Raw genomic sequence first — 26,929 nt, 5'->3', positions numbered from 1 at the left:
CCACGACAGAATTGAGGGTGTAGTGGCGTAATGATGTTGTGGTAGCCTAATCGAGCATCACCTCCTGACGTTCGTTGGCGCTGGGCAGGCTAAAAACTTATGTTTCATCAGCGGCAGGTGCTTAGCGACCTGCTCGACTGGTCGAGGACACGAATACGCAGATCACTGGCCACGTGCATGGCTCCAACTCGCCGTCTGAATGCGGCGGAAGTTGCTGCGAAAGCTGTTCTGGTCGGCGGCGCTGGGATCTGTCACGCTTTGAACCGACGAAGCAGTCTGTAACATGAAGCTCTCGTTGAAGTGCCCTGTGAAAGAAAAACCGCCCTACTAAGGCGTCTTTTTGTTTTCAAGTACTATCGTTGGATTGGTCAGGCGGTTTTCTTTTTGTTGGCCTTACGCATAGCCTTTTTCTGCTGATTGTAATAATCCAGCACCGGGCTTCTAAATTTCGCTTTCGTCATCAGTGTGAACGAACTGTTCACATCCTGAATTCCTGAGGCTTTTTTCAACATGTCCTTTGTATAGCGTAATTGGAGATAAAAGCTTTCGATCTTCTCTCCCTTTTCGGCCTCATCAACCATGTCCTGTACGTCCTCGACACCCATGAGTAGAGTTACACATTGAATTGTAACTTCCTCATCTAGATAAAGACTGTGTTCATCGCACCACTGGACAATGTCTACGATAGCCCCATTGACCAAATCAAATCGATCTTCAAAACAAAGCGATGAGTCCTTGATGGCTTTAGTGCCTGCTGCACCGCCTGCGTTGACGAGCTGAAACAGAACTTCATAAATTTCAAGTCGCTTTTCAAAAGTCTTTTGAGCATAGCTTTCTATGCGGTTTCTCCGGCGAATCCATTCATTTGCAACGATCCCGATGATCACACCTAAAATCCCAAGCAGCGCGCTGTCCACTTACCAATCCCCATTGATAAAAAATCAAACCAGTACTGTTGTTCTAAGTCCATGACCCTATCAATCTAGATCTACCAATCTTTCAGAGGCCTCATCCTTCGCTTGGCGGAGTTGAAATTTCCATTCGGCAGCCTCTTCATCGGTACAGACACCGACTTTTGGCAGATCGGCCAAGAAGCCTGACGCGTATCCGAAACGCTCGGCTAGCTCCCCATTAGTCTGGAGAATGAACGTCACAACCTTCGAGGGAGCGATTCGAGTGCCGCATCTTGAAGCGGCACATGCCCAAAGTTTATGTTTCATCAGCGAACATCACAAAAAATAAATCTGCCCCTTTGAGTCCGATGCAGCCAAAGACACTAGCCGGATATATGGACAGCTTTGAAGACTATACATTTATGCGGGCCATCATACTTTGATAGTAGTCTCTCAACTCTGGAAGCGAGTTCAAGTCGCCTTTACTCAGGGCTTGAGCCATCATGTTGTCTGCAAAGTGCCTAGGGATGTTTTTTTGGCCAGTAATTAACTTGTAGTAGTCGCAAAATACCGAATAGCAGAACATAGACACCATCTTTCCATAGCAATCATTGTAAGCTGATATACGATTATGACCGGAGTACCTTAGCGGGACGGTTCGACGAAGTTTGATGTCCTGTATGAGAGCCTTAAATTTATCTTTTTTGACCTTATAGCCTGAAGGCGAAGAGGTGTCTATTAAACCCCAGTATTGCTCTCTGTCCACGCCCTTGATGCGTTTCAGCCCGCATAGTAAATCGACAAAAACTACTCTATTTATGCTTTTTAGGAAAAGATCAAATTTAAACCTGATTTCCTCTGAGAATTTAGCGGGGATCGTGCCGCTAGGATGCACTGATCCCAAAATGGATATGAGGAACTCTGGTCGGCATGAGTCGTTCTCCCAACTGTATCCATAAGTGTAGAGGACCCTTGGGTGATTAATTATTTCACCTCTATAGCAATCGTAGTCACGATCGAATACGGCAATAGAATTTTTTATCGAATTAGTTTGAATTTTTTCTGCATAAGGGCGCACAAAATCTTTTGAACCAAGTGACTTAATCTTGATTGCAGTTCCTGGTAGGAATTTTGAGAACACACTACGCCAGAAAATAGAGTCGATAGACCATACTTCATCAATTGTTGCATCGTCGGAATGTTCATTTTTTTTTGATTTTTTCGGGTCACCACCTTCCGAGTAAACTATATACTCAACACCAAAGAAGGCATGGAAATTTGAGAGCCCTGAGTTGGTCCGCACAAAAGTCATTTTATGCAGCGCTCCATATTTATCAAATTCCCCTGGTGTTCACCTACAACGTCAGGGGAGTGGGTAGCAAATATAATCTGAGCGGACGGATTTAGGCTTTTTATGTTCTTTGCAAGAGTTTCTTGCCATGCTACGTGCAACGAAATCTCTGGCTCGTCTGCCATGTATATAAAGGTGTTGCCTTCTTGCAGTAATGCTTCACCAAGAATAATTAGTATCTGCTTTTCGCCAGATGACAACTGATTTGGCTTTAGGGTTTTCCCAGAGCTCGTGGTTATAACTATTTCATTCCTTTCATTTATATGCAGAGTTTTCCGCTGCATAAGCTCATTTAGCAGACTAATAAATAAGTCTCTAGGCGCGAGAAGCTTTCTTTTGTTTGATGTAATGTCCTCCCAAAAATCTACTGTACTCTCAATCCTATGCAAAGAGAATAAAGCCATTATTTCTGTGCTAGTAGGGGCCTCGCTGGCCTCCATCTTTTTTCTAAGTCGATCAAGAACCCCGAAGTGAGATTGAATTTTCTTTGTGTAGTTTTTCTTATCAACGCGAAACTCAGAAAATATTTGTACAAGAGCAGCTTTTTCACTCTCAAGCTTTGTCGCAATTGGAATGGGAAATTGTTTATCCTCATCAATGACAAGTAACGATAGAAAAACTTGTTCTTGAAAGTTTTCGTTTAGTACGTTTATTTTTTTGCTCAGCGCTGATAAATACCTGACTAGTCTATTGGAAAAGTCTTCGAGCCTTGAGTCCAATGGATCTGAGGAATTTTCGTTCGCAATTGTATTTATGCGCTGGACTGAGAGCCAGGTCAGTGAAACCATCTCTTTTAGATGCGTGGTCAGAGTTTTTCCGGCAGCTGCCTTGCCGGCTAATTGCATTCTGAGGAAATAGTTTCTTCTGAGCGCGTTATCATAACCATCATTTTCTGTTAGGACGTATGCGTACGGCTTCTCAGAAGAGGTTTCAAATATTTTGTAGTCACAATGGAAGAATGGTGCATCTCTGTTTCGAGTTACCTCGATGTAGGGTTTTTTTCTTGAGCCCGGATCTTTTAGTGCAATCTTTATGTAATCAAAATCAAGAGTTGCCAAGTAACTTTGGTCGGCAAACAGCACCCCTGCGATCAATTTTAAAGTTGTAGATTTCCCTGAACCATTAGGTCCAATTATAAAATTGTAGGAGTCATTGGTTTTGATCGAAACCTCATGATCTCCCCAGAAACCCTTTATGTATACACTTTCGATGATGTTCATAGCATCCTACTAAATTTCACCATTGAAGAAATTCTCCTAGCCGCAATGATGGCACATTGATCTCGCAACTGAACAGCCCATAGGGTTTCAAAATCACACCACTCTCATAGCAGCCTATTTCGATTCAGCCCCCTTCATTGACCATGTGTTGAGCCCCCACGTCATCCCGCCAAGAATGCTGAGTGTTATCAGGGATCAAGGCCCCTGCGACCTGTGGGGATGTCCTTTAACGCGGGACTGGCGGCTCCTTACGGCCGGGAGCACGGGCATCTCATGATCTGGCCTCCTGAACACCGTTACCGGTGGGCGGGTGGAGGCAGCACTGGCTGACGAGACAAGCGCCTGAAGATCCTGAGCCATGTGCAAGCAGCAATGCGATGACCGGGGCATGCCTGACTGTCAGTCAGGTGCAGTCCATTCCCTGGTCTGCGGCACCGTCATCTACATCGCTGTTGCTGGTGACATCGGCGTTTGTCACGCCGATTGTCACGAGGGGGATTGCCGCAAAGCCTTGTGCGATCAGGGCTGCAGCAGTGGTAGAAGTGCCCGTCTCTTTCCAGAAGAAAGAGACGGGCACAGGTTGGCGCAATATTCGGCCAAGCGGATAGGTTGCTGCAGGGCAGCGAGGTACGGTGTGTCTGGCGCACGAGCGCTATATGTGTAAGAGCATCCATCACATGGGTAGTGACCGGGCGAGCTGCCGGATGCGAATCGCCTTTGGGGAGAACCACCGCGAGAGCGGCGTGACCTTGAAGGTTCGGGCCACCTGGGATGCTGTCATCGACAGCGCTTGCACGGCCAGTTCTACGCCTGTGGATAAACCCGGTCAAGGGCCGAAATTCAGCGCTACTTGGGACCTGAAAAGCGGTTATCCACCGGTAGAATTCCGTGGTACATCCCGGATAACGTCGTGGCTTTTAGCTCTTCAAAGTGAGGTCCATCCAAACAGGGCGGCTTTGCAGCCCTGTTTGGATGGACCCGCGTGAAAGAGCCGCCAGCGCCGATCTTTCAGACTCACCCGCGATTGAATGCGCCATGCCCATTTGGCAAGACGGTGACGTTGTCGCCTACCGGATGGGCAAACTCATGCGGGGTGACATGACCCGATCTGTTGGCATCGATGTAGTTACTCCACCACGCCATGATCAACCGACGCTGCTCCAGAAATTGGGCTTTGTGGATGTAAGCGGCGCGAACGCGGTTACGCTCCTGATGGCTCATCTGCCGCTCAATCGCCGCATCCGTCCACAACCCTGATTCGAGCAAGGCACTACAAGCCATGGTCCTGAACCCATGCCCGCACACGTCCTTGGTGGTGTCGTAGCCCATATTGCGCAGCACCTGGTTAACCGTGTTCTCCGACAAGGGTTTCCAGTACCTGTGATCACCGGGCAACACCAATTCAGAGAAGCGATTCAAGCTGCGCAGCCGTTCAAGGATCTCGATGACTTGAGGCGACAGCGGCACTATCTGAATGTCCCCACTCATCTTGGTCCCGCGTGTGGAATAGCGGACACCTTCAATCGGCTTACGGGTATCCGGGATCTCCCACATCGCCCGTTGCAGGTCGAATTCATTCCACCGAGCGAAGCGCAGTTCACTGGAGCGCACGAACACATGCAGCGTCAGCAGCACTGCGAGCCGAGTCAGCTCGCGACCGGTGTAATTGTCGATTCGGCTCAACAATTCAGGAAGGCGGTTCAGCGAGAGCGCAGGACGGTGCACGGTACGTGGCGCTTGAATCGAGCCGGCCAGATCGAGCGCCGGATTTTGAGTGATCTGCCGCGCCCGCTTCGCACCCCGCATGATCGTGGATAGACAGTTCTGCACACGCAGGGCTACATCCATGGTGCCGCGATCCTTGATCCGCTGGGTGACCTCAAGGAGATCATGGGTGTCGAGTTCAGCGATAGGCCGCTGGCCGATTAGTGGAAACACATGGGTACGCAACCTGCTCAGCACCGTCTTGGCGTGCCCCTCAGTCCAGCGCCGGGACATTTCGACATGCCACTCCAAGGCGACAGCTTCAAAGAGAAGACTCGCCCGCTGGGCTGCGATCTTGGCCTTCTGCTTTTCTTCCATCGGATCAAGGTTGTCGAGCAACAGTGCCTTGGCCTCATCACGCTTGGTCCGTGCGACAGCCAACGAAACGATGGGGTACTTGCCGATGATCAGCGTGCCTTCCTTACCGTTGGGTTTGAAATACCGCAGCCGCCAAGTCTTCGAGCCACTGGGCGCGACGTACAGGTACATGCCCCCGCCGTCGAACAGTTTGTAGGCGCGATCACGCGGTTTGGCCGTGCGACATTTGAGGTCGCTGAGCGGAGTGGCTAGGCGTGGCATTGGGGTACGTTCTCCATTCAGGAAAGACGCTGTACCCCAAAAATACCCCCGGTTATTGGGGATTTTGTTGGTTCCCGACGGAGGGTCGTGGAAATGAAAAACCGGCCAGAAGGCCGGTTTAGAGGGCTTCCAAAGCATTCAGCGGAATGCAGTGGAGCTGGATGTGGTGCCGGAGACAGGAATCGAACCTGCGACCTTCGCGTTACGAGTGCGCTGCTCTACCGACTGAGCTACACCGGCGTGTCCGCAAAGCTACCACCGCCGCCATCCATACGCAAACCCCTGTTTCCCCTCACTTATTACCCTGCGCCCCACCCTGCCCCGCCGAACCTGCACAGCCGCTGGGCGCGAGATCCTCTTCGATGTCGGTGGTGCACGCCCACCCGGTCGCCGCGCGGGTCAGTGTCAGGCGCTTGCCCACCACGTTCGCAGGCGCATCCGCGAGGGTGCAGACGATGCTGCCGGTGCCTGCAGCGGCATTGCCGCTGGCGACGATGGCGCAGTGGTTGGTCGTGGGTTGCCCGCCCAGCGCGGTAACGTCGGCGACGTCCTTGCCTTCGTTCAGGCGCAGGTCCATCGGGGTCTTGAGCGCGGAGATTTCCAGGAGGCCGGCCGCTGCTTTGGTGCGGGCCTGGTGGTTGGTGTACATGGGGATCGCGATGGTCGCGAGGATGCCGATGATCGCGACGACGATCATCAGTTCGATGAGGGTGATACCGCGTTGGCCTTTCATAACAGGTTCCTTGTCGATTCGTTCAGGCCGCGAGCCGCTGGGCGGGCCGGGGCCGGCTGGGGCGCAGTAGAGCCCAACGGACACCTTTTGTCACCCCTGCGTGGCTGGACGTCATGTCCGCTCGACTACTCTAGTGGGCGTCTGGAGTTTCTGCCCTGGGTGGGGCGCGGCAAGCTGTTACGGAGCTTGTCGGGGTGTAGCAAGGAGCTGGTGAATGAAGGGTTCGACTCGGTTGTATGCGTGGCAGGGCGTGGATGCGCAGGGGGCGCGGGTCAGTGGGCAGATGCTGGGACGTAGCCCGGCATTCGTGCAGGCGGGGTTGTTACGCCAGGGCATCGAGGGCGCGCGAGTGTGGCCTGCGGGTGGGCGGGGTTGGAAACTGCCGGTGCGACGGGAGAAGGTGGATGCGCCGGGGTTTTCGCGTCAGTTGGCGACGCTGTTGAAGGCGGGAGTGCCGCTGCTGCAGGCGTTCGAGGTGATGGGGCGCAGTGGTGCTGACGCTGGGATGGTGGGGTTGCTGGGGCGCTTGCAGCAGGATGTTTCTGCGGGGCTGGGGTTGGCGGATGCGTTGCAGCGGCACCCGCGTTGGTTCGATGCGTTGTACTGCAACCTGGTACGGGTCGGAGAGCAGTCGGGGACGCTGGATCGGCAACTGGAGCAGTTGGCAGACCTGCTGGAGCGGCGTCAGGCGCTGCGGCGCCGGGTGCGCAAGGCGATGCTGTATCCGCTGATTCTGCTGCTGACGGGGCTTGGGGTGTCGGCGTTGCTGTTGCTGGAGGTGGTGCCACGCTTCGAGGGGGTGTTTGCGGGGGTGGGTAAGGAGCTACCTGCATTTACCCGGTGGGTTATCGAATTGTCTGACGCGCTGGGGCGCCATCTGCTCGGTGTGCTGGGGGTATTCGGTGTGGCGGGGCTGGCGTTGCGCAAGCTGTACCGGGAGCATCTGCCGGGGCGGTTGTGGATGATTCGCCAGGCGCTGCGAGTGCCGGTGTTCGGGCGGTTGTTGAGCCATGCGGCGTTGGCACGGTTCGCACGCAGCCTGGGGACGGCCTATGGTTCGGGGGTGGTGCTGCTCGATGCGCTGGAAACCGTAGCGGCGGCGAGCGGCGATGCCTTGCACGAGCGGGCGATTCGCCAGTTGCGCCAAGGCATGGCCAATGGCTTGGGGCTGCATCAGGCGATGGCGCTGGAGCCGTTGTTCGCGCCACTGCTGGTGCAGTTGACGGCGATCGGTGAATCCAGCGGCACGCTGGAGGCGATGCTGAACAAGGCGGCCTGTCATTACGAGGAGCAGGTCGGGCAGGCGCTGGAGCAGTTGACCAGCCTGCTGGAGCCAGCCATCGTGCTGATCCTCGGTGTTCTGGTAGGTGGCCTGGTAGTGGCCATGTACTTGCCGATCTTCCAGTTGGGTAGCCTGATCTGACATGAATCTGTGGACTTTTCTTGCCGACCAGCCAGGGTTCTTCCTGGCGAGTGCAGCCGTGCTCGGGCTGCTGGTGGGCAGTTTTCTGAATGTGCTGGTGCATCGCTTGCCGGTGATGCTCGAACGCCAGTGGCAGAACGAGGCGCGGGAGGTGCTGGGGATGCCGGTGCAGGCGCATGAGCGTTTCGACCTGTGCCTGCCGGCCTCGCACTGCCCCAGTTGCGGGCATCGGATTCGGGCGTGGGAAAACATTCCGGTAGTGAGTTACCTTGCCCTGCGCGGGCGCTGCTCGGCGTGCAAGGGGCGGATCAGCCCGCGTTATCCGCTGGTGGAGCTGGTCTGCGCGGGGCTGTCGCTGGTGGTGGCGTGGCATTTCGGGGTGAGCGTGCAAGCGCTGTTGGCGCTGGTGCTGACGTGGTGCCTGCTGGCCCTGAGCCTGATCGATGCGGAACATCAATTGCTGCCGGATGTGCTGGTGCTGCCGACGCTGTGGCTGGGGCTGGTGGTCAATGCCTTCGGGCTGTTCGTGCCGCTGGCCGATGCGCTGTGGGGGGCGGTGGTCGGTTACCTGAGCCTGTGGTCGGTGTATTGGCTGTTTCGGCTGGTCACCGGCAAGGAGGGCTTGGGCTATGGCGACTTCAAGCTGCTGGCGCTGCTGGGCGCCTGGGGCGGCTGGCAGGTGCTGCCGCTGACACTGTTGCTGTCGTCGGTGGTGGGGGCGGTGATCGGGCTGTGTCTGCTGCGCCTGCGCAAGGCTTCGCTGGGGACGACGATGCCTTTTGGGCCCTATCTGGCAATTGCGGGCTGGATCGCATGGCTCTGGGGTGATGAAATATACGCTTCCTACATGCAACTGCTCGGATACTGATGACCACTGCTGCATTTACCCCCTGGATTCTCGGACTGACCGGCGGCATCGGCAGCGGCAAGAGCGCTGCTGCCGAGCGTTTCGTCGAGCTTGGCGTGCACCTGGTGGATGCCGACCAGGCGGCGCGCTGGGTGGTCGAGCCGGGTCGGCCGGCGCTGGCGAGCATCGTCGAGCGCTTTGGTGCGGGCGTGCTGCTGGATGACGGCACCCTCGACCGCTCGGCCCTGCGCCAGCAGATCTTTGTCGACCCTGCGCAGCGGCGCTGGCTCGAGCAACTGCTGCACCCGCTGATCGGGCAGGAGATCTTCAGCTACCTGGCCAAGGCCGAGTCACCCTATGCGGTGTATGTATCGCCGCTGCTGATCGAGTCGGGGCAGTACCAGAAGACCCAGCGCATCCTGGTGATCGATGTGCCGCAAGAGGTGCAGATCGCGCGCACGCTGCAGCGTGACAACATCAGCGAGGAGCAGGTGCAGGCGATTCTCAAGGCGCAGTTGGCGCGGGAAGAGCGCCTGCGCCATGCCGACGATGTGGTGGTCAATGACCGCGACCTGCCGTGGCTGCATCAGCAGATCGACCAGTTGCATGCCTTTTACCTGACTTTGCGAGGAGGCCAGCCTTGAGCCAGCCAATGACCGTCGATTGCCCGACCTGTGGCGCACCTGTGGAATGGAGCGAGAAGAGCCCGAACCGGCCGTTCTGCTCGGATCGCTGCAAGCTGATCGACCTGGGGGCCTGGGCGGCCGAGGAACACAAGATTCCAGCGGCGCCGGAGTCGGAGGATGAGCTGTATTCGGGGGATCTTGAGCCTCGGCATTGATTTGATGAGGGGGTGGGGATGGCACCGGCTTTGCCGGTGATCGCGGGACAAGTCGGAGCGCCGAACCGCCGCTCCCACAGGGGCTGTGCTGACCTTTAGATTTTCAACAAGACAGTTCCCCACAGGTGACTTCCAAAGGGGGTTCCACAGAGGTTTTTAGAGGCGATTCAGCCCTTCCCCTGGCCCTCGTCATCCTTCCATGGGGCCTGCAGATAGCGGGTGCGGTTGAAGGTTTCCAGCCACTCGGGGCAGAACACCACCAGGGCGCTGATCACGGTGCCGTTGATGAAGGCCTCGGGGAATATCATCAGCCACAGGTAGCCGACGAAATCGCTGAGCCACTCGGGCATGGCGAACAGACCGTCCAGCCATAGCACGCCCAGCGCGGCCATCAGACACAGCAAGGTCGCCAGGGCGGCGGCGAAGAATCCTGAACAGAAGATATAGACGAACAGGTTACGCGGCTGGGCGCGTTCGACCAGGATCGCGCACACCTCGGTGACCAGCACCGGCAAGCCGATGATCAACAGGCCGTTGACGCCCAGCGCGGCCAGGTCCTGACGGCCGAGGGCGAGCAGGCCGAGCTGGGCAAGAAAACCGCCGAGTATGGCCAGCGGCCAGTCCAGCAGGAGGGTCACGGCAGTCATGCCGATGAAGTGGTAGGACACGCCGGTGTCGAAATCGCGGCGCACCAGCCACAGCGCGAACAGGCAGAACACGGTGCCGAACAGCAGGTGCTGGCGGCGGGGGTCGCTGAACAGCTCGACCCAGCGAGTGCGGCTGGCCGCCCAGATCAACAGGGGCACGTAGGCCAGCCAGCCAAGCGTGAGGCTGGTGGAGGACAGGACCTGTGCGCTGATCATCGCGACCTCGCGTGCATGTCGGATGCTTTCGAGTCTACACCCATTCCCTGATGACGATTCCCACGAACAAACAAGCCCTTATCCTTCACAATTGCAGGCTAAGCTTGTTCCCATGGATGACTCAGACTACCTGCGCCTGCTTACCATCCAGGCCGAACAAGCCAACGCGTTCCTGTCCAATGCCCGCAAATGGGAGCGTGAGCGTTGGGTCTGCCAACGGCTGCTGCAAGGGTTGAACATTCCCTACCGCAGCGAAGACTTCACCCCGGCCGGGCAAGAGCCGCCAGACGTGCTGTTTCGCGATGCGGCGTTCGAGGTGTTCTTCGTCCTCGACGAGGGGCGTCGGCTCAACGACGAATGGCGCGAGGAACTGCAGCGCCGGCGCAGTGCCTTCTCCCTGGCCCAACTGGTGCGCCGCGAGGCGCGCCCCCGGCGCATCAGCGCGCAGGAGCTGCTCGCGCGCCTGGCCCCGACCCTGCGCAAGAAGGCGCACAACTACCGCGAGCGCGGGCTGGACTTGAGCGAGCTGGATATCATCGCCTTCGCCAGCCTCAAGCGCGAAGTGCTCGACCTGAACAGCCATTTCCCGCCACCCACCGAATACCTGCGCCAGGGCTGGCGCTCGCTGTCGCTGGTGGGGCCGACCTTCGCCCGGGTCTTGTTCGCCCACCCGGACGCGCCGGATTTCCTGCGCGGCAACCTGGGGCGCAGCATTCTGTTCGATGTCGGTATCAGTCTTTGATCGCGTGCCGGGTGTCTTTGCGATGGCGTACACTCGGCGGCGGAGATGAAAGGTATTATCATTTGTTGCACGTGCTTGCGATAACGCTGCAGCAAAGGTTGTAGCGTTCTCGTCATCCCAAGCGTCTACCCACGAGGCCCACCATGACCAGCCGCCTGAATCCGGAAGATCAGCGTCGCGTCGATGAGTATCTGCGAGCCCCCCAGCATCAAGTCGAGCGCAAGCCTTTCAGGCCCTGGCTGCTCCTTGCCCTGGTGGTGATCGTGACCATTGGTCTGGGCCTGTTGAGCCGCTTGCTGAGTGGACTGGTGCTATGAGCTGCCTTGCGCTCGCCCTCCTCTCTCGCACGCAGCGGCCGGACCTTGTGTCCAAGAATTCCGTAAAACTTGTGAGATATCCCCATGACTCATCGCATCGTGATTGTCGGCGGCGGCGCCGGCGGCGTGGAACTGGCGACCCGCCTGGGTAAGAGCCTTGGCAAGCGCAAACGCGCCGAGATCACTCTGGTCGACGCCAACCTGACGCACATCTGGAAACCGCTGCTGCACGAAGTGGCTGCCGGCTCGCTGAACTCCTCGGAAGACGAGCTGAACTACGTGGCCCAGGCCAAGTGGAACCACTTCAACTTCCAGTTGGGGCGCATGAGCGGCCTGGACCGGGAAGGCAAGCAGATCCAGCTGGCTGCGACCCTCGACGAACAAGGCCGCGAGCTGCTGCCCGCGCGCACTCTGGGCTACGACACCCTGGTGATCGCCGTGGGCAGCAACACCAACGACTTCGGCACCCTGGGTGCGGCGCAGCACTGCCTGTTCCTGGACAGCCGCAAGCAGGCCGAGCGCTTCCACCAGCAACTGCTCAACCACTACCTGCGCGCCCACGCCGGCGATCAGGCCAGCGAGCAGATCAGCGTGGCCATCGTCGGCGCCGGTGCTACCGGCGTGGAACTGGCGGCGGAGCTGCACAACGCTGCGCACGAGCTGGCCGCCTACGGCCTGGACCGCATCCAGCCCAAGGACATGCACATCACCCTGATCGAGGCCGGCCCGCGCGTGCTGCCAGCCTTGCCGGAGCGCATCAGCGTGCCGGTGCACAAGACCCTGGAGAAACTCGGGGTGACGGTGATGACCAACGCCGCGGTCAGCGAAGTGACCGAGGAAGGCCTGAAGACCGCGACCGGCGAAGTGATCCAGGCGAGCCTGAAAGTGTGGGCGGCGGGTATTCGTGCGCCGGGCTTCCTCAAGGATATCGACGGCCTGGAGACCAACCGGATCAACCAGCTGGTGGTGCGTCCTACGCTGCAGACCACGCGGGATGACGACATCTTCGCCTTCGGCGACTGCGCTGCCTGCCCGCAGCCGGGCAGCGACCGCAATGTGCCGCCGCGGGCGCAGGCGGCGCACCAGCAGGCATCGATGCTGGCCAAGAGCCTGAAGGCGCGGCTGGAGAACAAGCCGCTGCCAACCTACACGTACAAGGACTACGGCTCGCTGGTGTCGCTGTCGCGGTTCTCGGCGGTGGGCAACCTGATGGGCAACCTGACCGGCAGCGTGATGCTGGAGGGTTGGCTGGCGCGGATGTTCTATGTATCGCTGTACCGCATGCACCAGATGGCGCTGTATGGGGTGTTCCGCACGGCGATGCTGATGATCGGCAGCAAGATCGGCCGCGGCACCGAGCCGCGCCTGAAGTTGCACTGATCAGCTGAGATCACGAGGGCCGCTTTGCGGCCCTTTTTGCGAGCACGTCGCCGCGCATTGGCCGCAAGCTCTGGCGTGATCGGCAGGGCAGAGTGCCAAGCAGGGTCAGTTGCATGGCCGCTCCAGGTGCGCGAGCAGACGCGAGACGGTGTCGGCCAATGGCCCGGAGTTGTCGAGCACCAGCAAGTCGGGGTCGGCCTCGCGCGCTTCGCTGGCAAAGCGGGCATTACGCGCCAGGCGCGCCTGCACTTCCTCCTGCGACTCACGCCCCCGCGCCAGCAGGCGCTGGCGCAGGATGTCCTGTTCGACACTGAGCAGTACCACCTGCAAATTCGGATAACGCTGCCGCGCCGTATTCAGGTAGCCACGCGAGCCGTTCACCAGCACGTCGTGCCCTTCTTCCAGCCACTGGTCGATGACCCGTGGAATGCCGTAGTGCAGGCCGTTGGCCTGCCAGTGCAGGGCAAATGCACCGTCCTCGCGCATCTGCTCGAACTGTGCGGCGCTCACCGCCAGGGCGGCTTCGCCCATCGCTTCGGCAGACCGGGTGATGACCCGCCGGGCAATGCGACAGCCACGCGCTGTCAGTTGTTCGCGGGCGGCGTCCAGCAGGCTGTCCTTGCCGGATCCGGACGGCCCGATCAGGTAAATCAACCTGCCTGCCATCAGTACACCCTCTTCGCTTCTCGCCATACCTGCCGCACCGACGCGGATATCGCCACGGTCATGCGACTCTCGCAGCACTGATCCTTTGCACGGCCCGGGGCAAACCGATGCCGCTGTGCCCGGCGGTGCCGAGAATGAACGCGGCAGCAGGCTGGTCGAATGATAATCGCTGGGAAGATATCCAGCAGCCCCTCGCGCGCCAAGTCGGCCGCTGCCACCGAGACTGTGGCTGGCCTTCAGATTTTGAACAGGACAGTTGCAACCCCAGTAAAACAGCCGCGAGTTACGAAATGATTTTCTCGAGACAAAAGAAAAAGGGCATCTCATTCGAGATGCCCTTTTTACATGGTGGGTCGTGTAGGATTCGAACCTACGACCAATTGGTTAAAAGCCAACTGCTCTACCAACTGAGCTAACGACCCGGAAAATGGTCGGGGTGAGGGGATTCGAACTCCTGACATCCTGCTCCCAAAGCAGGCGCGCTACCGGACTGCGCTACACCCCGAAATTGGCTCCGCGACCTGGACTCGAACCAGGGACCCAATGATTAACAGTCATTTGCTCTACCGACTGAGCTATCGCGGAACTGAACTTCGTACAACTCTTACAGCTTCGAAGTTTGTGTTAGCTTCGATCTCTTCAGCGTTGTCGCTGCTGAGGCCGGCTATTCTACATTCTTCGTTTTGCTTGTCAACCACTTTTTTTTACCCAACTTACTGATTTGTAAGTTGTTTTCAGATCATCTTTACCGCCGGTGATCTGCGTAGTGCCTGACAGCGGTGCGAATATTAGGGGCACTCGTTTTTTTGTGCAAGCATTTTTTTCAAAATTTTCAGCGAGTTAGATCCCGCGCCGAAAAATCAGGGGTTTGCGGGGTTTGCGCAGGTGCCATCGCGGGGCAAGCCCGCGATGGCAACACCGTCAGGCAAAGACGATCTCGTCGCCTTCCACCTTCGCCGTGAGCGCCGCACCTGGCACGAACTGGCCACCGAGGATCAGTTGCGCCAGCGGGTTCTCGATCCAGCGCTGGATCGCACGCTTGAGCGGCCGTGCGCCATACACCGGGTCGTAGCCAACGGCAATCAGCTTGTCGAGGGCTTCCGGGCTCAGGCTCAGCGACAGCTCGCGCTCGGCCAGACGACCGCGCAGGCGGCCCAGTTGGATCTCGGTGATACCGGCGATCTGCTCGCGGCCCAGCGGCTCGAACACCACCACTTCGTCGATCCGGTTGATGAACTCCGGACGGAAGTGCGCACCCACCGCATCCATCACCGCCGCACGTTGCGCCTCACGGTCGCCGACCAGTTCCTGAATCTGCGCCGAGCCCAGGTTGGAGGTCATGACGATGACCGTGTTGCGGAAATCAACGGTACGCCCGTGGCTGTCGGTCAAGCGGCCGTCCTCCAGCACCTGCAGGAGCACGTTGAACACATCCGGGTGCGCCTTCTCCACCTCGTCGAGCAATACCACCGAGTAGGGCTTGCGACGCACCGCCTCGGTCAGGTAGCCGCCCTCTTCATAACCCACATAGCCTGGTGGTGCACCGATCAGGCGAGCGACAGAGTGCTTCTCCATGAACTCGGACATGTCGATGCGCACCATGGCCTCCTCGGTGTCGAAGAGGAACTCGGCGAGCGCCTTGCACAGCTCGGTCTTGCCCACGCCGGTTGGGCCGAGGAACAGGAACGAGCCGCTCGGGCGGTTCGGGTCGGACAGTCCGGCACGCGACCGGCGCACAGCGTTGGCCACGGCAGTGACCGCCTCGTCCTGGCCAATCACCCGCTCGTGCAGCAGGCCTTCCATCTTCAGCAGCTTCTCGCGCTCGCCTTCGAGCATCTTCGACACCGGGATGCCGGTCCACTTGGACACGACCTCGGCGATCTCTTCCTCGGTGACCTTGTTGCGCAGCAACTGGTTCTCGGTCTTGCCGTGCTGATCGACCATCTGCAGGCTGCGCTCCAGGTCGGGGATCACCCCGTACTGCAACTCGGCCATGCGGCTCAGGTCACCCTTGCGGCGGGCGGCTTCCAGCTCCTGGCGGGCTTGCTCGATCTTTTGCTGGATCTGCGCCGAACCCTGTACCTCGGCCTTTTCCGACGCCCAGATTTCTTCAAGGTCGGAATATTCGCGCTCAAGGCGCTCGATTTCCTCGGTGAGTTTTTCCAGGCGCTTCTTGGCCGCTTCGTCCTCTTCCTTCTTCAGGGCCTGGGACTCCACTTTCAACTGGATCAGACGACGATCAAGACGGTCGAGCACCTCTGGCTTGGAGTCGATCTCCATGCGGATGCGGCTGGCGGCTTCGTCGATCAGGTCGATGGCCTTGTCCGGCAGCTGGCGGTCGGTGATGTAGCGGTGGCTGAGCTTGGCCGCAGCGATGATCGCACCGTCGGTGATGGCCACCTTGTGGTGCACTTCGTAGCGCTCCTTAAGGCCACGCAGGATGGCAATGGTGTCTTCCTCGCTCGGCTCCTCGACCAGCACTTTCTGGAAGCGTCGCTCCAGCGCTGCGTCCTTCTCGATGAACTGGCGGTACTCGTTGAGCGTGGTGGCGCCAACGCAGTGCAACTCACCGCGGGCCAGGGCCGGCTTGAGCATGTTGCCGGCGTCCATCGCGCCCTCGCCCTTGCCGGCGCCGACCATGGTGTGCAGTTCGTCGATGAACAGGATGATCTGGCCTTCCTGCTTGGACAGCTCGTTGAGCAAACCTTTGAGGCGCTCTTCGAACTCACCGCGATACTTGGCGCCAGCAATCAACGCGCCCATGTCCAGGGCGAGCAGGCGCTTGCCCTTGAGGCCATCGGGCACTTCGCCATTGATGATGCGCTGGGCCAGGCCTTCGGCGATGGCAGTCTTGCCGACGCCGGGCTCGCCAATCAGCACGGGGTTGTTCTTGGTGCGGCGCTGCAGCACCTGCACGGTACGGCGAATTTCGTCGTCACGGCCGATCACCGGGTCGAGCTTGCCTTCTTCGGCACGCTTGGTCAGGTCGACGGTGTACTTGTCCAGCGCCTGGCGCGACTCCTCGGCGTTGGCATCATTGACCGCCTCGCCACCGCGCAGGTTGTTGATGGCGTTTTCCAGGGCCTTCTTGCTCACGCCCTGGCCGAGCAGCAGCTTGCCGACCTTGCTGTTCTCATCCATGGCGGCGAGCAGCACCAGTTCGCTGGAAATGAACTGGTCGCCCTTCTGCTGGGCCAGGCGGTCAGCCTGGTTGAGCAGGCGCGCCAGGTCCTGGGACATGTTCACGTCGCCCGTGGGGTTCTGGATTTTCGGCAGCTGGTCGAGCTCTTTGGTCAGCGCCTTGCGCAGGCTGCTGATGTCGAAGCCTACCTGCATCAGCAGGGGCTTGATCGAACCGCCCTGCTGCTCGATCAGTGCCTGCAGCAGATGCACAGGTTCAATGGCCGGATGGTCCATGCCAACGGCCAGGGATTGGGAATCGGATAATGCCAGTTGCAGCTTGCTTGTCAGTCGGTCTATTCGCATGGGGATACCTTCCTTTAAAGGGCAGGCGGAGCGATGGACAGCACCTGTAATGAAGAACCTGCCTGAGATGACCAATAGATAAGGCTGATTCTGGAAGATTCAAGCTTAGCGGGGTTGACCGGGGTCAGCCTGGTGAACCGACAGAAACAGAAACGCCCCGGCAAGCCGGGGCGTTCTGGGAGATTACACGGAGTTGGTTTTTGAACGCTTAACGCACGCCACTCTGACGCAGGGCCGCAGGCTGGAAGTCAGCCTTGCTGGCCTTGAAGCCGAAGTCGTAGGATTGTTTCTCCTCGTTCTTCATGCCCAGTGCCAGGTAACGGCCCGACTGCAGGTCGTAGATGGCTTCGAGGGTGTACCACGGGACCTGGTTGTTGTAGTACGGCTGGGCATGCGCCTCGGACACGCGCCACAGCTGGTTGCGCCCGTCGTACTGGTCGATCACCGCGGCCTGCCAGGTATCTTCGTCGATGTAGAAGTCACGCTTGGCATAGATATGGCGCTGGCCTGGCTTCAGGGTCGCGACCACATGCCACACACGGCGCAGCTCGTAGCGGGAGAGGTCCTGGTTGATGTGGCCGGCCTTGATGATGTCGGCGTACTTGAGCTTCGGATCGTCGAGCTTGTAGGCGTTGGAGGCGATGTACATCTCCTTCTTGCCTTCGAGCTTCCAGTCGTAGCGGTCGGGTGCGCCGTTGTACATGTCCAGGTTGTCGGAGGTACGCAGGCCGTCGGCGGCGGTTCCCGGGCCGTCGTAGGAGACCTGCGGCGCCTGGCGCACACGACGCTGGCCGGCATTGTAGATCCACGCCTTGCGCGGTTCCTTGACCTGGTCGAGGGTCTCGTGCACCAGCAGCACGGTACCAGCCAGGCGCGCTGGCGCAGTCACTTCCTGCTTGAAGTAGAACAGCACGTTGCCCGGGTTGTTCGGGTCGTAGTCCTTCATCTTGTCGCGGAACACGAACTGGTCGCTGAAGTACACCAGGCTGTAGGAGCCGTTCTGCTGCGGCGTAGCCTGGGTCACCATGCGCGACACGCTACCGCCGCGATAACGGGTGATGTGGTTCCAGATTACCTCGACCCCGCTCTTGGGAATCGGGAACGGGATCGCGCCGCGGAAGTTGTTCAGGCCGTTGCCGCCTTCGACCAGGGTGGTCTGGGTGGCGTTGGACTTGATGTCGGCGTACACGGCATCCGGCACGGTCGCGCCGCGGTGGGTCTTGTACACCGGCAGCTTGTAAGTGTCCGGATAGCGCTTGAGCATCGCCAGTTGGCCGGGGGACAGTTTGTCCTTGTACTGGTCGGCGTTCGCAGCGGTGATGGTGAACAGTGGCTTTTCGCTGCCGTACGGGTCGGACAGGAAGCCCCTGGCATCGACACTGCCGGCAGTCTTGGACAGCGGCTCCCACGGGCCGATCGAGCCATCGGCGTTGCCGGCCTTCTCTGCGCCCATCGGCGTGAGCGTGGTACCGAGCTTGGCCGCCTCATCGGCGGAAACCGCAGCCATGACGCTGGTCGCCAGCAGGGACATGCCCAGCACACCGGCTTTCAGCAGACTTGTGGTCATCTTCATCGTTGTCGTCCTGGATCAGAGTTCTTAGAAGTTCACGCCGAAGCTGAGGGCGACGAAGTCGCGGTCATCCACGGTGCTGTACTTGCCATCGAAGAAGTTGGTGTACGACAGGCTCGCCGTGTAGGTGTTCTGGTACTCGGCGTCCAGGCCCAGGCTGATCGCCTTGCGGCCTTCCTCGAAGTTGCCGCCAGGGCCCGGCGAGTAGCCGGACACGTCGTGGGACCAGGCCACGTTGGGCTTGAGGTTGACCCCGGCGAAGACGTCGTTGTAGTCCCAGATCACCCGGGCGCGGTAGCCCCAGGAAGTGCTGGTGGTGTAGCCGTCGTTCTCGCACTTGCGGTTGAGGTTGGTGGTCGACGCCCCAGCCCCGGCACCGGCGATGGTGCTGGCGTTGAGTGCCTGGCAGGTGTTGGCGCCGCCGGTGGCCGGCAGCGGGCCTGGGCCGAACACCGGGTCGCGGCCATAACGGGTGTCGTGCGCGCTCTCCAGGCCGCCCACGTGGGTGACGCCCAGCTCGCCCACCACGGTCATGCGGCTGGCGCCCATCACCTGGTCGAAGAAGTGCGTCAGGGTGGTCTGGAACTGGGTGATTTCCTTGCGGCGATAGCCGTGCAGGTCCTGGCCCGGAGTACCACTGAGCAGCGAGGCGTTGGCCAGGGCGCCGCCCAGCGGACGGACACCGGCGAACAGGATGTCGGTGGTGTTCAGCTGCACAGGCGCGTTGGGACGGTAGCTGATTTCACCGCTCCACGCCGTGCCGGTGGGCAGGGTGGTGGAGAAGCTCAGGCCGTAGAGGCGGATGTCTTCAGGGTACTCGACGAAGTACTGCGAGTTGCCCGCGACGATCAGCGGCGCCAGCGGACGCAGGCTGGCCGGCAGCGACGGAATGCCGGCGAAGACCGCAGGCGAGGCGCCGGTGGCGCTGAAGATCGGCGCACGGCTGTGGTAGTTCATGAAGTAGGCACCGAACTCGGTGTCCAGCGGCTCGAACATGTAGCGCAGGGCTACGCCGAACTGGCCGCTGTCACGCGCGTCGCGGTCCGGGCCACGGCGCACCATCACGCCTTCTTCGTTGATGTTCACGCCACGGGTGGCGAGGAACTGCTGCGCTGCGCCCGGCACCGCGCGGCTGCTGTTGAGCACGCGCAGGTTGTCGGTGCAACCGTCGGAGATGATGTCCGGCTGGGAGAAGAAGGTCCCGCAGTTGTCGGTGACGGTCTGGTCCCATTCGAGCTGGTAGAAGGCTTCGGCCGACAGGTTGTCGGTCAGGCTCTGGGAGATGTAGAACATGTTGACCGGGATCAGGCCTTCCTTGATCTCGGCGCCAGGACGGCGGAAGGCTGCGACGTCGATCGGGTTGATCGAGTTGATACCGCCACCGATGAAGGTACTTTCACCCCAGCTCACCACCTGCTTGCCGAAGCGCACCGAGCCGGGCATGTCGGCGATGGCGTAGTTGTGGTAGATGAACGCGTCGAGCAGTTGTGCACCCGAGGACTTGGCCCCCGACTTGCGCCCGGAGTCGCTGATATCCTTGAACTCGCGGCCCTCGTCCTTGAGCTCGAAGTCGTACCAGTACTTGCCACGGACGAAGACGCCGGTGTCGCCGTACTTGAGCTCGAGATCGTGGATGCCCTTGAAGATCTTGGAGAAGGTCTCGCCTTTCTTGAAGTTGAGGTGGCCATCGTCGGAGGTCTGGGACAGGCCCTTGCCGCCGTTGTTGACGCCGATCAGGTTCTTGTTTGGATTGGCAGTCGACCAGCTGGCCCCGATGGAGAGCGATGAGTCGAACTGACCTTCGATTTCCCCGATGTTGAAACTCACACCGAATGCGGGACTTGCGAGCGTGGAAGCGAGGCTGACGGCCAAGGGCAGCTTGGCCCGGCGCCAGAACGGGTTTGCAGATGTCATCGACGCTACTCCATGTACTTTTTTGTTATGGCAGTGAGTCCTTTCAGAAACGGCCCCGAGCGCTGCGAGCAGGCTCCTGCCAGAGGCAGCACGGCATGCGCGTGCGCCCTCCCCCATTCCTGAAAATCCCCTGACCCGACTATAGCCAGCGGCCACTCGCGCTTGATCCCTCTAAAGTGTGATTTGCGTCTCGCAAGCAGAGGCATCGCAAATGGCCACTTCGATCGCTGGCAGTGCAGAAGCATGGCTCAATTTCGCCGTTTGACAAGGCGCGATACCTCTAACACGCGGGTCACGCCAGAACAGACGTGACCCGGGCAGGTGTTACAGGGTAGAGAGGAAGGTACTGTTACTGGCCTGCCACTGGGTGACGTCCACGCGGATACGCTTCTTGTCGAGCTTGCCCACGCTGGTCTTGGGAATTTCAGTAACAACGGCGATCTGGCTCGGAATCGCCCACTTGTTGATGTGCCCCAACTCGACGAACGGCTTGAGATGCTCCTTGAGCAACTTGGCGTCCAGCTGCTGGCCTTCGTGCACCACCAGCAGCGCGAACGGCCGCTCGCCCCACTGCGGATCGGGCACGCCGACCACCGCCACCTCGCGCACCGCCCCGTGACGGCTGATCAGGTCTTCAAGATCAAGGGACGAGATCCACTCGCCACCGGTCTTGATCACATCCTTGATGCGGTCGCGGATGTCGATGTAGCCCATGCCGTCGAGGGTGGCGACATCGCCGGTATGCAGCCAGCCTCCGGCCCACAGCTCGTTGCTCTTTTCCGGTTCGTTGAAGTAGCCCATGGTCAGCCAGGGTGCGCGCAGCACCAACTCGCCTTGGGCCTCGCCGTCGGCGGGCAGGAAGTTGCCGTGCTCGTCGACGATGGCCGCCTCCACCAAGGGCACCGGCACACCGGCCTTGATGCGGTAGCTGACACGCTCGTCTTCACCACCGGCCAGCAGTTCTTCGTTCAGGTGCGCGCAAGAGATCAGCGGGCAGGTTTCCGACATGCCATAGGCCGCAGTGAGCTGGATGCCCCGCGCCAGGGCAGCCTCATACAGTGCCCGGTTGAGTGCGCTGCCGCCGATGATCACCTTCCAGCCACCGAAGTCCTGGCCCTTGGCGGACGGGCAGTTGAGCAGCATCTGCAGGATGGTCGGCACGCAATGGGAGAAGGTGACCTTCTCTTCGCGCCACAGCTTGATCAGCATGTCCGGCTCGTAGCGCCCCGGATACACCTGCTTGATGCCCATCATGGTCGCTGCGTAGGGGATGCCCCAGGCATGCACGTGGAACATCGGCGTGATCGGCATGTAGACGTCGTTGGTGCTGAGCAGGCGCACGCTGTCGAGGCTGCCGAGCACCGACGTTTCGGCCAGGGTGTGCAGCACCAGTTGGCGGTGGGTGAAGTACACGCCCTTGGGGTTGCCGGTGGTACCGGTGGTGTAGAAGGTGGTGGCCACCGAATTCTCGTCGAAATCGGGGAAATCGTAGTGCGGGCTGGCGGCGGCGAGCAGTTGCTCGTACTCACCGACCAGGTTCGGCAGCTCGGCGGTCTGGTCCGGGCCATCGGTGATCAGCACGGTCTTGTCGACCGTGGTCAGTTGCCCGGCGATGGCCTGGTAGAGGCCGACGAAATCGCTGTTGACCAGCACGAAGCGGTCTTCGGCGTGGTTCATGGTGTAGAGGATCTGCTCGGGCGACAGGCGCACGTTGATGGTGTGCACCACCGCACCGATCATCGGGATGGCGAACATGCACTCCAGATAGCGGTGGCTGTCCCAATCCATCACCGCCACCGTGTCGCCGGCCTTGACCCCGGCTTCGGTGAGCACGTTGGCCAGCCTGGCGATGCGCTCGCCGAGTTCGGGATAGGAGAGCCGCACCTTGTCGCGGTAGACGATTTCGCGGGTCTTTTCGTAGCGGCTGCCAGACATCAGCAGGCGTTTGATCAGCAGCGGGTAGGTGTAGGCGCCGTCGGCGGGCTTGAGGAGGCGGGTCTGCAGCATGGGTATCCCTTTTCTGAAAAGCGTGCCGGATATTCAAGGATTTACTGTAGATCGGTGACGCGGCAGTCAAATCAGCCGAAGGAATGATTTGGCGTCGCAAAGTATGAGTGGCAATGTGCGAACAGGGCGTTACAGCGCCGCAGAATCCGGAGCCGATGCGCTCCCCACCTCTGGCCTTTGCCGACGGAGCCGCCAATGTCGCGTCATGCAGTTTTTCTCGATCATCACTCCCTTGACCTGGGAGATCTCGACCTTTCTGCGCTCGAACAGCAGTTCGACAGCCTGCAACTGCATGCCGCCAGCGCTCCGGAACAGGTCAGCGAACGTCTGCAAGGCGCCAGCGTGGTGATCAGCAACAAGGTGATGCTCGATGCTGCGGCGCTCGCGGCCAATCCACAAGTGAAACTGATCCTGGTAGCCGCCACCGGCACCAACAACGTCGACCTTGCCGCAGCCCGTGCCCAGGGCATCACCGTGTGCAACTGCCAGGGCTACGGCACACCTTCGGTGGCGCAGCACACCCTGGCGCTGCTGCTGGCCCTGGCCACCCGGCTGTGCGACTACCAGCAGGCAGTCAAGGACGGTGCATGGGCCAAGGCCAGCCAGTTCTGCTTATTGGACTTCCCCATCGTCGAGCTGGAAGGCAAGACCCTGGGCCTGCTGGGGCACGGCGAGCTGGGCGGCGCGGTGGCGCGCCTGGCCGAGGCATTCGGCATGCGTGTGCTGAGCGGGCAGATCCCTGGGCGACCGGCGCGCGCCGAGCGCCTGGCGCTGGACGACCTCTTGCCACAGGTCGACGCCCTGACCCTGCACTGCCCGTTGAACGAGCAGACCCGCCACATGATCGGCGCCCGTGAACTGGCCTTGCTCAAGCCGGGTGCGCTGGTGGTGAACACCGCTCGCGGAGGCCTGATCGATGAGCAGGCGCTGGCCGATGCCCTGCGCAGCGGCCACCTGGGCGGCGCAGCCACCGATGTGCTGAGCGTCGAGCCGCCAGTCAATGGCAATCCATTGCTGCACGCAGACATCCCGCGCCTGATCATCACCCCGCACAGCGCCTGGGGTGCGGTGGAGTCGCGCCAACGCATCGTCGGGCAACTGGCCGAAAACGCCCAGGCGTACTTCGCTGGCCAGCCACGCCGGGTGGTGGGCTGAAGCGCAAACCCGCTCGGTCGCTCCTGCCAAGCCGTGCACGGTCCTCAGCGCCGGTGCGGCACCTGTAGGAGAGGCGGTTCGGCGCCCCGACTTGCCCGCGAAAAACACACCGCGCTGCCTGGCACGGGCTACGCCCGTGTTCGCGGGCAAGCCCGCTCCTACAGAGATTGGGCTGGCCTTGAGATTTTGAACAAGACAGTCGCTCCTGCAGCGTCGGCGCCGCGCCCCGATACGCCAGGTGATACACTTCGCGCTTTTTTCAGGAGGCGTCCGCCGATGGACCCGCGCAGTGAAGTGTTGCTCCGCCAAGCGGACCTGTTCCAGGGCCCGCTGCTGATCGCCGGTGCCGCCGCCGATGGCCTGCTCGGGCTACTGCCGCACGCGCAGGCCTGGACCTGGCACGCCGGCGATCAGGCGCTGCTGGAGCAGCGTTTCACGGGCCGCAGCCACTACGGCGTCGAGGCCCCGCAAGTTCCGTTCGACGCGGCGGTCCTGTTCCTGCCCAAATCCCGTGACCTCGCTGCCTACCTGCTCAATGCGCTGGCCTCGCGCCTGGGCGGACGCGAGCTGTACCTGGTCGGCGAGAAACGTGGCGGAATCGAGGGCGCGGCCAAGCAATTGCAGGCCTTCGGCAAACCGCGCAAGCTCGACAGCGCCCGCCACTGCCAACTGTGGCAGGTGACCGTGGTCAATGCGCCCAAGGCCACGCCCCTGGAGAGCCTGGCCGAACGCTTCGAGCTACCACTCGAGGACGGCCCGCTGCAGGTGGTCAGCCTGCCGGGCGTGTTCAGCCACGGTCGCCTGGATCGCGGCACCGCGCTGCTGCTGCAGCATCTCGAACAACTGCCGATCGGCCATGTGCTGGACTTCGGCTGTGGTGCAGGTGTGCTCGGTGCGACCATCAAGCGACGTTATCCGCAAAGCAGTGTCACCCTGCTCGATGTCGATGCCTTTGCCGTGGCAGCCAGTCGACTGACCCTGGCTGCCAACGGTCTGCAAGGTGAGGTGATCAGCGGTGATGGCATTGACGCAGCACCGGATAATCTGACCGTGATCCTGAGCAATCCACCCTTCCATACCGGGGTCCACACCGACTATCAGGCAGCAGAAAATCTGCTGCGAAAAAGCAGACAAATTCTGCAAAAAGGCGGGGAAATACGCCTGGTAGCGAATAGCTTCCTGCGCTATCAGCCGCTGCTCCAGGAGGCCTTGGGCAACTGCGAAATCCGCGCCGAAGGGGATGGCTTCCGAATCTATCGGGCAACACGCGGTTAAAAAATTAACGCTTGCCCAAACCGATTCGGCTAGGCAGAATCCGCTCCGTCCTAGGGGAGTAGTCTCCCGCAAGCACCCTCTGCTTGCCCGGTACGCGTCAACACACTTGGCCCACAGGCCATGGCGCGTGCGACCTCACGGCTCACACAGATGAGCCCGGGGTTTGACAAGACCTATGACACGCACACCTTACCCGGGGCGGGGAGGCTGTACGTGTCATAGCCGTGTCGACCCGCCCCCGTAGGAAGCCTGATGCTCGAATCCCTGCTCGTTCCCACCGCCATCGTTGCGCTCGCTGAAATCGGCGACAAGACGCAATTGCTCGCGCTCATTCTCGCGGCGCGCTTTCGCAAGCCGTGGCCGATCATCGCCGGTATCGTCGCCGCCACCCTCGCCAACCATGCGGCCGCTGGCGCCGTGGGGGCCTGGGTCAGCGGGTTCTTCACCGAAAGCGTGCTGCACTGGATCCTGGCGGCAAGCTTCACCGCCACCGCCTTGTGGACCCTGGTCCCGGACAAGATGGACGATGACGAAACCAGCAATGCACGCCGCTTCGGCCCGTTCCTGACCACCTTGATCGCGTTCTTCCTGGCGGAGATCGGCGACAAGACCCAGGTCGCCACGGTGATGCTGGCCGCGCAGTATCCGCACCTGATCATGGTCATCATCGGCACTACGCTGGGCATGTTGATTGCCAACGTACCAGTGGTCCTGGCGGGCAACTTCGCAGCAGACAAACTGCCGCTGGCCCTGATCCGCCGACTGGCGGCGGCAGCATTCTTCGTGCTGGCAGCGGTCGCGGTGTACTCGGCGATGAAGACCAGCGGGTGGATTGGCTAGGGCAACGAAGACAGGACTGGACCGTGAGAGCGGTCCTGACTGTGGGAGCGGGCTCGTCCCGCGATCACCGGCAAAGCCGGTGCCAGACACCGCAGCACCTGACACCGGCTTTGCCGGTGATCGCGGGACGAGCCCGCTCCCACAGGAATTGCTCCAGCCGCGGGATAGTTGAACCAGACAACTACCCCACAGCGCAGAGCGCTTTACTTCTTCGCCGCCTGGTACAGCGGCATCACCTTCGGAATCGCCGCCTGCAGCGAAGCAATGCGACTGGCCGAGGCCGGGTGGGTGCTCATGAACTCAGGCGGCGCGCCTTCGGAGGCCTTGCTCATCTTGTTCCACAAGGTGATCGCCGCATTCGGGTCATAACCGGCCCGTGCCGACAGTTCCAGGCCGATCAGGTCGGCCTCGTTCTCATTGGCCCGGCTGTTGGGCAGGGTCATGGAGTAGTTCACCACGGTGTCGGCCAGCGCCATGCTGTCCTGGCCAAGGCCGAAGATCGCACCGGCCCCCTGGCGCGCCATTTCGATACCGTATGCCTTGGACATTGCCTCGCGGCCATGCTCGCGCAGGGCGTGGGCGATTTCATGACCCATGACCGCAGCCAGCTCCGCGTCGGTGAGCTTGAGCTGATCGATCAGCCCGGTGTAGACGATGATCTTGCCACCCGGGCCGCAGTTGGCGTTGAGCTCGTCGCTCTTGATCACGTTGACTTCCCACTTCCATTGCGCGGCATCCGGCCGGAACTGCGGGGCCTGGGCAATCAGGCGGTCAGCGATGACCTGCACACGCTTGGCATCGACGCTGCTCTTGTCCAGCACGCCCTTGCTCGATGCTTCGCCCAGGGTCTGCTGGTACGACTGCGCATACATCTTGTTGACCTCATCGGTCGACAGCATGCTGAACATGTACTGCTTGCGCTCGACGCCAACCGCTCCGCCGCTGGTGGTATTGACCGCCTGGCAACCACCCAGCAGAACGCTGGCGCTCAACAGGCTGATCACGAAAGACTTACGCATGAAAACACTCCCTTTCTACATGCCGCGTATCCTAGGCCCACTCG

At 60.4% G+C, this 26,929-nt stretch carries 22 protein-coding genes, 4 tRNA genes and 1 riboswitch; of the genes, 10 read left to right on the top strand and 16 right to left on the bottom strand.

The genetic code is table 11. From position 1 onward, the window contains the following. Positions 1 to 368: 368 nt before the first annotated feature. The 6 genes from ACK3BK_RS04660 to ACK3BK_RS04635 all read right to left on the bottom strand — a co-directional run bounded on the left by ACK3BK_RS04660 (position 369) and on the right by ACK3BK_RS04635 (position 6,540). Positions 369 to 917 (bottom strand): hypothetical protein, encoded by a 549-nt coding sequence (locus ACK3BK_RS04660; RefSeq protein WP_411383815.1) that lies wholly within the window; start codon positions 915 to 917, stop codon positions 369 to 371. Positions 918 to 1,305: 388 nt separating this feature from the next. Continuing rightward, a complete protein-coding gene (locus ACK3BK_RS04655; protein ID WP_411383814.1) occupies positions 1,306 to 2,205 on the bottom strand; it encodes a DUF4435 domain-containing protein in 900 nt (299 codons plus the stop codon). Continuing rightward, entirely contained in the window at positions 2,202 to 3,464 is a 1,263-nt protein-coding gene (locus ACK3BK_RS04650; RefSeq protein ID WP_232895161.1) for an AAA family ATPase, read from the bottom strand. The genes ACK3BK_RS04655 and ACK3BK_RS04650 overlap by 4 nt, the downstream gene beginning before the upstream one ends. A 1,014-nt stretch (positions 3,465 to 4,478) precedes the next feature. Beyond that, the gene (locus tag ACK3BK_RS04645) at positions 4,479 to 5,807 is read right to left on the bottom strand and encodes a tyrosine-type recombinase/integrase (RefSeq protein ID WP_411383813.1); all 1,329 of its coding nucleotides are present in this window, start codon (positions 5,805 to 5,807) and stop codon (positions 4,479 to 4,481) included. A 164-nt stretch (positions 5,808 to 5,971) separates the two neighbouring features. After that, a tRNA-Thr gene (locus ACK3BK_RS04640) sits at positions 5,972 to 6,047 on the bottom strand. A 52-nt stretch (positions 6,048 to 6,099) separates the two neighbouring features. Next, positions 6,100 to 6,540 carry a pilin gene (locus ACK3BK_RS04635; RefSeq protein ID WP_411383812.1) on the bottom strand — a complete coding sequence of 147 codons (441 nt, stop codon included), beginning with the start codon at positions 6,538 to 6,540 and terminating at the stop codon, positions 6,100 to 6,102. A gap of 214 nt (positions 6,541 to 6,754) precedes the next feature. Between ACK3BK_RS04635 and ACK3BK_RS04630 the strand changes: the two genes are divergently transcribed. Genes ACK3BK_RS04630 through yacG form a run of 4 tightly spaced genes read left to right on the top strand, consistent with a single transcriptional unit; the run spans position 6,755 to position 9,651 of the window. After that, positions 6,755 to 7,963: a type II secretion system F family protein gene (locus ACK3BK_RS04630; protein ID WP_411383811.1), complete on the top strand. Its 1,209-nt coding sequence runs from the start codon at positions 6,755 to 6,757 to the stop codon at positions 7,961 to 7,963. Between the two features lies 1 nt (position 7,964). Further along, positions 7,965 to 8,831 (top strand): prepilin peptidase, encoded by an 867-nt coding sequence (locus ACK3BK_RS04625; RefSeq protein ID WP_411383810.1) that lies wholly within the window; start codon positions 7,965 to 7,967, stop codon positions 8,829 to 8,831. Beyond that, positions 8,831 to 9,454, top strand: coding sequence for a dephospho-CoA kinase (gene coaE / locus ACK3BK_RS04620; RefSeq protein WP_411383809.1), 624 nt, complete (start codon positions 8,831 to 8,833; stop codon positions 9,452 to 9,454). The genes ACK3BK_RS04625 and coaE overlap by 1 nt, the downstream gene beginning before the upstream one ends. Continuing rightward, positions 9,451 to 9,651 carry a DNA gyrase inhibitor YacG gene (yacG, locus tag ACK3BK_RS04615; protein ID WP_054895240.1) on the top strand — a complete coding sequence of 67 codons (201 nt, stop codon included), beginning with the start codon at positions 9,451 to 9,453 and terminating at the stop codon, positions 9,649 to 9,651. Before coaE ends, yacG begins: the two co-directional genes overlap by 4 nt. Before the next feature lie 167 nt (positions 9,652 to 9,818). On the opposite strand, the gene ACK3BK_RS04610 is transcribed toward yacG, so the two are convergent. Next, positions 9,819 to 10,514 carry an energy-coupling factor ABC transporter permease gene (locus tag ACK3BK_RS04610; protein WP_411383808.1) on the bottom strand — a complete coding sequence of 232 codons (696 nt, stop codon included), beginning with the start codon at positions 10,512 to 10,514 and terminating at the stop codon, positions 9,819 to 9,821. 112 nt (positions 10,515 to 10,626) lie between these two features. Between ACK3BK_RS04610 and ACK3BK_RS04605 the strand changes: the two genes are divergently transcribed. The 3 genes from ACK3BK_RS04605 (at position 10,627) to ACK3BK_RS04595 (ending at position 12,953) form a co-directional block, all read left to right on the top strand. Then, positions 10,627 to 11,256, top strand: coding sequence for a DUF1780 domain-containing protein (locus ACK3BK_RS04605; RefSeq protein WP_065863331.1), 630 nt, complete (start codon positions 10,627 to 10,629; stop codon positions 11,254 to 11,256). 143 nt (positions 11,257 to 11,399) lie between these two features. Then, the gene (locus tag ACK3BK_RS04600; RefSeq protein WP_054895237.1) at positions 11,400 to 11,573 is read left to right on the top strand and encodes a DUF3094 family protein; all 174 of its coding nucleotides are present in this window, start codon (positions 11,400 to 11,402) and stop codon (positions 11,571 to 11,573) included. Positions 11,574 to 11,657: 84 nt separating this feature from the next. After that, on the top strand, positions 11,658 to 12,953 hold the full coding sequence (locus ACK3BK_RS04595; protein WP_288374235.1) for an NAD(P)/FAD-dependent oxidoreductase: 1,296 nt from the start codon (positions 11,658 to 11,660) through the stop codon (positions 12,951 to 12,953). A gap of 105 nt (positions 12,954 to 13,058) precedes the next feature. Here the strand turns inward: ACK3BK_RS04595 and phnN are convergent, their stop codons facing one another. The 8 genes from phnN to ACK3BK_RS04555 form a co-directional block, all read right to left on the bottom strand. Further along, complete coding sequence (phnN, locus tag ACK3BK_RS04590; RefSeq protein ID WP_186710068.1) at positions 13,059 to 13,619, bottom strand: phosphonate metabolism protein/1,5-bisphosphokinase (PRPP-forming) PhnN; 561 nt, start codon at positions 13,617 to 13,619, stop codon at positions 13,059 to 13,061. Positions 13,620 to 13,965: 346 nt separating this feature from the next. Then, positions 13,966 to 14,041: transfer RNA gene (locus tag ACK3BK_RS04585), tRNA-Lys, on the bottom strand. A 6-nt stretch (positions 14,042 to 14,047) separates the two neighbouring features. Further along, positions 14,048 to 14,124 (bottom strand) — tRNA-Pro (locus ACK3BK_RS04580). Positions 14,125 to 14,128: 4 nt separating this feature from the next. Continuing rightward, a tRNA-Asn gene (locus ACK3BK_RS04575) sits at positions 14,129 to 14,204 on the bottom strand. A 336-nt stretch (positions 14,205 to 14,540) separates the two neighbouring features. Continuing rightward, a complete protein-coding gene (gene clpB / locus ACK3BK_RS04570) occupies positions 14,541 to 17,105 on the bottom strand; it encodes an ATP-dependent chaperone ClpB (protein WP_411383807.1) in 2,565 nt (854 codons plus the stop codon). 208 nt (positions 17,106 to 17,313) lie between these two features. Beyond that, positions 17,314 to 18,678, bottom strand: a complete 1,365-nt coding sequence (locus ACK3BK_RS04565) for a DUF1329 domain-containing protein (protein WP_411383806.1) — start codon at positions 18,676 to 18,678, stop codon at positions 17,314 to 17,316. A 24-nt stretch (positions 18,679 to 18,702) separates the two neighbouring features. Then, the gene (locus ACK3BK_RS04560) at positions 18,703 to 20,589 is read right to left on the bottom strand and encodes a DUF1302 domain-containing protein (RefSeq protein ID WP_411383805.1); all 1,887 of its coding nucleotides are present in this window, start codon (positions 20,587 to 20,589) and stop codon (positions 18,703 to 18,705) included. Positions 20,590 to 20,913: 324 nt separating this feature from the next. After that, positions 20,914 to 22,596 (bottom strand): fatty acid--CoA ligase, encoded by a 1,683-nt coding sequence (locus tag ACK3BK_RS04555; protein ID WP_186667675.1) that lies wholly within the window; start codon positions 22,594 to 22,596, stop codon positions 20,914 to 20,916. A 195-nt stretch (positions 22,597 to 22,791) separates the two neighbouring features. Here ACK3BK_RS04555 and ACK3BK_RS04550 point away from each other — a divergent pair, with 195 nt between their 5' ends. The 3 genes from ACK3BK_RS04550 to ACK3BK_RS04540 all read left to right on the top strand — a co-directional run bounded on the left by ACK3BK_RS04550 (position 22,792) and on the right by ACK3BK_RS04540 (position 25,866). Next, positions 22,792 to 23,751: a 2-hydroxyacid dehydrogenase gene (locus ACK3BK_RS04550; protein WP_186711665.1), complete on the top strand. Its 960-nt coding sequence runs from the start codon at positions 22,792 to 22,794 to the stop codon at positions 23,749 to 23,751. Positions 23,752 to 24,027: 276 nt separating this feature from the next. Next, on the top strand, positions 24,028 to 25,026 hold the full coding sequence (locus ACK3BK_RS04545; protein WP_186711664.1) for a class I SAM-dependent methyltransferase: 999 nt from the start codon (positions 24,028 to 24,030) through the stop codon (positions 25,024 to 25,026). A 41-nt stretch (positions 25,027 to 25,067) separates the two neighbouring features. Continuing rightward, positions 25,068 to 25,190, top strand: a riboswitch (yybP-ykoY riboswitch). A gap of 88 nt (positions 25,191 to 25,278) precedes the next feature. Then, on the top strand, positions 25,279 to 25,866 hold the full coding sequence (locus tag ACK3BK_RS04540; RefSeq protein ID WP_054895644.1) for a TMEM165/GDT1 family protein: 588 nt from the start codon (positions 25,279 to 25,281) through the stop codon (positions 25,864 to 25,866). 203 nt (positions 25,867 to 26,069) lie between these two features. On the opposite strand, the gene ACK3BK_RS04535 is transcribed toward ACK3BK_RS04540, so the two are convergent. Beyond that, positions 26,070 to 26,885 carry a M48 family metallopeptidase gene (locus ACK3BK_RS04535; RefSeq protein WP_186711794.1) on the bottom strand — a complete coding sequence of 272 codons (816 nt, stop codon included), beginning with the start codon at positions 26,883 to 26,885 and terminating at the stop codon, positions 26,070 to 26,072. Positions 26,886 to 26,929: the final 44 nt, after the last annotated feature.

Source organism: Pseudomonas sp. L7 (assembly GCF_046605565.1).
Classification (GTDB): Bacteria; Pseudomonadota; Gammaproteobacteria; order Pseudomonadales; family Pseudomonadaceae; genus Aquipseudomonas; species Aquipseudomonas wayambapalatensis.
This window is presented reverse-complemented; position numbering and strand designations above follow the sequence as displayed.

Coding starts and splice junctions, on each gene's coding strand:
- ACK3BK_RS04540 (WP_054895644.1), top strand. CDS start 25,279: ATGCTCGAATCCCTGCTCGTTCCCACCGCCATCGTTGCGCTCGCTGAA.
- coaE (WP_411383809.1), top strand. CDS start 8,831: ATGACCACTGCTGCATTTACCCCCTGGATTCTCGGACTGACCGGCGGC.
- clpB (WP_411383807.1), bottom strand. CDS start 17,105: ATGCGAATAGACCGACTGACAAGCAAGCTGCAACTGGCATTATCCGAT.
- ACK3BK_RS04630 (WP_411383811.1), top strand. CDS start 6,755: ATGAAGGGTTCGACTCGGTTGTATGCGTGGCAGGGCGTGGATGCGCAG.
- ACK3BK_RS04600 (WP_054895237.1), top strand. CDS start 11,400: ATGACCAGCCGCCTGAATCCGGAAGATCAGCGTCGCGTCGATGAGTAT.
- ACK3BK_RS04555 (WP_186667675.1), bottom strand. CDS start 22,596: ATGCTGCAGACCCGCCTCCTCAAGCCCGCCGACGGCGCCTACACCTAC.
- ACK3BK_RS04645 (WP_411383813.1), bottom strand. CDS start 5,807: ATGCCACGCCTAGCCACTCCGCTCAGCGACCTCAAATGTCGCACGGCC.
- ACK3BK_RS04565 (WP_411383806.1), bottom strand. CDS start 18,678: ATGAAGATGACCACAAGTCTGCTGAAAGCCGGTGTGCTGGGCATGTCC.
- ACK3BK_RS04610 (WP_411383808.1), bottom strand. CDS start 10,514: ATGATCAGCGCACAGGTCCTGTCCTCCACCAGCCTCACGCTTGGCTGG.
- ACK3BK_RS04605 (WP_065863331.1), top strand. CDS start 10,627: ATGGATGACTCAGACTACCTGCGCCTGCTTACCATCCAGGCCGAACAA.
- ACK3BK_RS04545 (WP_186711664.1), top strand. CDS start 24,028: ATGGACCCGCGCAGTGAAGTGTTGCTCCGCCAAGCGGACCTGTTCCAG.
- ACK3BK_RS04655 (WP_411383814.1), bottom strand. CDS start 2,205: ATGACTTTTGTGCGGACCAACTCAGGGCTCTCAAATTTCCATGCCTTC.
- ACK3BK_RS04650 (WP_232895161.1), bottom strand. CDS start 3,464: ATGAACATCATCGAAAGTGTATACATAAAGGGTTTCTGGGGAGATCAT.
- ACK3BK_RS04595 (WP_288374235.1), top strand. CDS start 11,658: ATGACTCATCGCATCGTGATTGTCGGCGGCGGCGCCGGCGGCGTGGAA.
- ACK3BK_RS04550 (WP_186711665.1), top strand. CDS start 22,792: ATGTCGCGTCATGCAGTTTTTCTCGATCATCACTCCCTTGACCTGGGA.
- phnN (WP_186710068.1), bottom strand. CDS start 13,619: ATGGCAGGCAGGTTGATTTACCTGATCGGGCCGTCCGGATCCGGCAAG.
- ACK3BK_RS04635 (WP_411383812.1), bottom strand. CDS start 6,540: ATGAAAGGCCAACGCGGTATCACCCTCATCGAACTGATGATCGTCGTC.
- ACK3BK_RS04625 (WP_411383810.1), top strand. CDS start 7,965: ATGAATCTGTGGACTTTTCTTGCCGACCAGCCAGGGTTCTTCCTGGCG.
- ACK3BK_RS04560 (WP_411383805.1), bottom strand. CDS start 20,589: ATGACATCTGCAAACCCGTTCTGGCGCCGGGCCAAGCTGCCCTTGGCC.
- ACK3BK_RS04535 (WP_186711794.1), bottom strand. CDS start 26,885: ATGCGTAAGTCTTTCGTGATCAGCCTGTTGAGCGCCAGCGTTCTGCTG.